The sequence below is a fragment of the Rhodopila globiformis genome, assembly GCF_002937115.1.
Taxonomy (GTDB): Bacteria; Pseudomonadota; Alphaproteobacteria; order Acetobacterales; family Acetobacteraceae; genus Rhodopila; species Rhodopila globiformis.
In genome coordinates, this window is record NZ_NHRY01000019.1 from 1 (window position 1) to 3,894 (window position 3,894).

6 protein-coding genes are annotated in these 3,894 nt (G+C 67.2%); 2 read left to right on the top strand and 4 right to left on the bottom strand.

Translation table 11 applies throughout. The features are described 5' to 3' along the window. The first annotated feature begins 184 nt into the window (after nucleotides 1-184). Both CCS01_RS00360 and CCS01_RS00365 read left to right on the top strand, forming a co-directional pair. A complete protein-coding gene (locus CCS01_RS00360) occupies nucleotides 185-433 on the top strand; it encodes a type II toxin-antitoxin system Phd/YefM family antitoxin (RefSeq protein WP_104516863.1) in 249 nt (82 codons plus the stop codon). Further along, on the top strand, nucleotides 423-884 hold the full coding sequence (locus tag CCS01_RS00365; RefSeq protein ID WP_158258160.1) for a PIN domain-containing protein: 462 nt from the start codon (nucleotides 423-425) through the stop codon (nucleotides 882-884). Before CCS01_RS00360 ends, CCS01_RS00365 begins: the two co-directional genes overlap by 11 nt. A 290-nt stretch (nucleotides 885-1,174) precedes the next feature. Here the strand turns inward: CCS01_RS00365 and CCS01_RS00370 are convergent, their stop codons facing one another. From CCS01_RS00370 to CCS01_RS00385, 4 genes are all read right to left on the bottom strand, one after another. Next, complete coding sequence (locus CCS01_RS00370) at nucleotides 1,175-2,083, bottom strand: PhzF family phenazine biosynthesis protein (RefSeq protein WP_104516859.1); 909 nt, start codon at nucleotides 2,081-2,083, stop codon at nucleotides 1,175-1,177. Between the two features lie 124 nt (nucleotides 2,084-2,207). Then, nucleotides 2,208-2,504: a BrnA antitoxin family protein gene (locus tag CCS01_RS00375; RefSeq protein ID WP_104516860.1), complete on the bottom strand. Its 297-nt coding sequence runs from the start codon at nucleotides 2,502-2,504 to the stop codon at nucleotides 2,208-2,210. Beyond that, nucleotides 2,488-2,757, bottom strand: coding sequence for a BrnT family toxin (locus tag CCS01_RS00380; protein ID WP_104516861.1), 270 nt, complete (start codon nucleotides 2,755-2,757; stop codon nucleotides 2,488-2,490). Before CCS01_RS00380 ends, CCS01_RS00375 begins: the two co-directional genes overlap by 17 nt. A 209-nt stretch (nucleotides 2,758-2,966) precedes the next feature. Further along, the gene (locus tag CCS01_RS00385) at nucleotides 2,967-3,758 is read right to left on the bottom strand and encodes an inositol monophosphatase family protein (RefSeq protein WP_104516862.1); all 792 of its coding nucleotides are present in this window, start codon (nucleotides 3,756-3,758) and stop codon (nucleotides 2,967-2,969) included. Nucleotides 3,759-3,894: the final 136 nt, after the last annotated feature.

The window sequence follows — 3,894 nt, forward strand, 5'->3', positions numbered from 1 at the left end:
AGGCGATGAACTGATCCAAGGGGGCCTCCCGCAATCGTGGTGCTCACCCTCAGCCAAAGAGTCGATCATGCCCGCGTCGGGCAAGTCCAAATCGCGTGTCAAGGACTTTCGAAGTGCGAATCCCCTGTGGCGGACTGAGCCGGACATTGAAAAGTAGCACGCCATGTGCTATTTTCGAGCCACCATGACCAAGACCCTGACCCTGCGCGACGCGAACCAGTCCTTTGCCCGCTGTATCCGCGAAGTCGAGGCCGGCGAAGACTTCATCATCACCCGCAACGGTGTCCCCGTCGCCTGCCTCTCCCCGGTGAGCAAGCGGCGGGTCCTGACGCCTGAACAGCAGGCGGCATTGCAGCGCCTCAATGCGGCGATGGAAAAGGGATGGGATATCGGAGCAGGTCCGCTCGATCGTGATGCCCTCCATGAGCGATGAACGGTTTACTCTCGATACGAACATCCTCGTCTACAGCATCGATCTGAGGGCTGCCGATCGGCACGAACTGGCAAAGCAGATCATTCGCCGTGCGGCTCTCAGGCCCTGTCTGCTGGCTGTGCAGGCCATTTCAGAGTTCTATGCCGCCGTCACGCGGAAACGCATGATGCAGCAGCCCGAAGCCAGCCGGGTTGCCAACGATCTGATGGACCTGTTCCCGACGGTTCCTGCCTCCGCCAGCGCCGTGCGGGCCGCGCTCGCGATCGCGGTGAATGGGCAGGCATCCTACTGGGACGCCCTACTGGTCGCCACCGCCGCCGAGGCTGGCTGCACAACCATTCTCACCGAGGACCTTGCCGACGGCAGCCGCCTGTTCGGCGTCCGCATCCTCAATCCGTTCGCCGGTACCGCCCTGGCGCCGGAGGCGGCGGCGCTGCTGGCGACGGACTAAGAGCGTATCCCAGTAGGCAGATTCAGCCGAATCAAGCCATTGATTTTGCAAACATTTTCCGGCGCCGACCGCCCTACTGGGATAGGCTCTAAGGGCGAGGGCGAAATGACCGATGCGCTGGAGCCTGCGCATCGGCCCCTCCGCGTCATGGTGGCCGGAGGGCCACCTCCACGCCTTGCGGCGCTGATCGCGGCAAAAGGCGTGTATGGCCGGCCTGCGCCGGCCATGACCGTTGGACCGTCCGTGCGACAATGAGAGCAGCTATTGTGCATCAGGCGCTGAGCCGCCCTTTACACCTCCAGCGTGCCGTGCCCGGCCGGGACGCAGTTCCCCGATACCGTCGCCGTCACCGGCCCCTCGCCGGTCTTGTTGGCGGCGGCGACGATCTGGCTCGGCCGCCCCATTTCCACCCCCTGCTCGATCTCGTAATGCAGCGCAAGATTGTCGCCCGGCGCCAGCGAGGTCAGCAGCGCCGCCAGCGCCGCGCAAGCACTGCCCGAGGCGGCGTCCTCCGCCACGCCCGCCAGCGGCGCGAACATGCGGGCGCGCAGATGGATCAGGCTCTCGCCGCGCCGCGTGTACAGCATCAGGTTGAATTTGCCGGCGAGCGCGGGGATGCGCGACACGCCCGCCTCGAACATCGCGGCGTTGGGACGTGCCCGCGCCAGCGCCTCCAGCGACGCCACTTCCGCGATGACGAACGGCGTGCCGACCGAGGCGACCAGCGGGGTGTGCGCCTCGGTGACGATGTCGGCGGGCGACAGGCCGGCACAGGTGGCGACCACTTCCGTCGGTACGGCGATGTCCAGGCTGAGCGAACGCGGCGCCGAGATCCGCGCGCCGGTGATGACGCCCGTCTGGTCGCGCAGGATATGCACCCGCACGAGGCCGGCGATTTCCTCGAAGGTGTAGTGCTCGGGCGGGTCGCCGGCCATGCGCGCCAGGACGAAGCCGGTGCCGACGTTGGGATGCCCGGCGAACGGCATTTCCAGCTTCGGCGTGAAGATCCGCACCTGGGCGTGGTGGCGCGGGTCCGCCGGCGGCAGCACGAAGACCGTCTCCGACAGGTTCATGTCGGCGGCGATGCGCTGCATCTGCGCGTCGGTCAGGCCGCCGGCATCGGGGAACACCGCCAGCGGGTTGCCGCCGAAGCGCTCGCTGGTGAAGACATTGACGGTGACATAGTCATAGGCGGGCATGGTCGGCCTCCAACGTGACGCTGCCTGTACCATGATCCAGGTCGGCGTGAGAGGCGAGATGGAAAAATGCCGGCGCGATACGTCCCGGCATTGCAACGCCCGGTCCGGCGTGGCCCCGGCGGTCCTACCCCTGCCGGCTGTGCTGTCTCGCCCGGACAAAGGCCTGCAAGACTGCATTGATACGAGCCTGGTAGCCGGGTCCCTGGTCCTTGAACCAACGCAGTACGGCAGGATCAAGTCGGAGGTGCACGTCCTTCCCTGGCTCCGGGGTGCCGAGGATGATCGTCTTTTCCCAGCCCTCCGGCAGCAGTCCGTCTTCCTCGTCCGCCAGCCGATCGGCCTCCTCAGCGGTCATGGCATCGACCTTGCGCCAGTCGGTCTGGCTCTTCTTCGCGGCCAGGTCATCAGCCGAATAGCGCACGATATGCTCTTTCCTCACTTTGCCTCGCCCTTCTCATGGAGATGATACGGCACGTATCTGGCCGCTCCATCCAAACCACGGCGACAAGTCGCTGTTCGAGTAGCCCGACGCTCACAAAACGCGCCTCTTCACCACGCGGTGACGGATATGAATAGAGTGACCTACCGTCGAACAAATGTCGAGCATCCCGAAAATCGAGACCTCGATCTTCCAAAGTCCGGAGCCGCTTGCCCTCGAACCACTCGAATTCCATTGGCGGATGTACCCGCGCCTGCGAGCATAATCAAGTTCCGTCGGGGTTACGAATGACCGTGTGCGCCCGCTCGGCACGTTGATATTGGCGATGCATCATTGCCAAATGGTTAATGAACCGATGACAAACAGGCATTTATATGCGCCGACGTTGGCATGAGCGTCGGATCAACCGCAGGTGGCAAGAGCTACGCGGATCGCAGGATCAGGTCACAGCGGCCTGGGCAACCCCGGCAACGCCGCCCAGGCATCGGCCAGGCCGGGCGCGCAGGCGAGGATCGCGTTGCCCTCGGCCGCGCCGTCGTTCGCCATGAAATCGCTGACCCTGGCACCGGCCTCACGCACGATCACCAGCGCCGCCGCCACGTCCCACAGATGGAGGTGCAGTTCGGCGTATCCATCCACCCGCCCCATGGCGACATCGGCCAGGCCCAGCGCGCCCGACCCGCCCTGCCGCAGGCTGGACCCGCCCGCCAGCACACGCTCGGCCACCGCGAGGTAGTCGGCATTCGGCAGGCGCCGCGACCAGCCGAGCTCCATGATCGCCTGGCCCGTCTCCCGAGTCTCCGCCGCGCGAATCGGCCGGCCGTTCAGGAACGCGCCCTGGCCACGGCGGGCGCTGATCGTCTCCCGCACCGCCGGCGCGACGATCACGCCAACCAGCGGCGTGTCGCCTTCCAGGCAGGCGACCGAGACGCAGAACCGCGTGCCGCCGCGGGCGAAGTTGGAGGTGCCGTCGATCGGGTCCACCACCCAGCGCAGGCTGCCGCCACGGGCGATGCCGCCTTCCTCGCCCTGGAACCCGTCCGCGGGGAAGGCGGCCGTCAGTTGCTCGGACAGGAAGCGCTCGACCGCGCCGTCCGCCTCGGTCACCCAGTCCTGCGGCCCCTTCATCCGGGCATGCGGCGAGCCGGGCGGCGGGCGCATCGCCATGGCCGTCGCCGCGGCCTGCTCGGCCAGCCGGCGCGCCACGTCCAGCCGGGAGTCGAGGGCGCCGCTCACACCGACTCGTCGGGAAGCGTCGGCCCCGAGTCCGGTGGTCCCGACCGCGGCGGCCGCACCGGCCGCGGCGGTTGCGCCATGCCGTCGGGTCCGGACATCGGGATGGGGCCGGCGTCCGCGGGCGGGTGGGCCGGAT

Excerpts from the sequence above, each read along its gene's own strand:
- CCS01_RS00370 (WP_104516859.1), bottom strand. The coding sequence starts at position 2,083 with ATGCCCGCCTATGACTATGTCACCGTCAATGTCTTCACCAGCGAGCGC.
- CCS01_RS00365 (WP_158258160.1), top strand. The coding sequence starts at position 423 with ATGAGCGATGAACGGTTTACTCTCGATACGAACATCCTCGTCTACAGC.
- CCS01_RS00380 (WP_104516861.1), bottom strand. The coding sequence starts at position 2,757 with ATGGAATTCGAGTGGTTCGAGGGCAAGCGGCTCCGGACTTTGGAAGAT.
- CCS01_RS00360 (WP_104516863.1), top strand. The coding sequence starts at position 185 with ATGACCAAGACCCTGACCCTGCGCGACGCGAACCAGTCCTTTGCCCGC.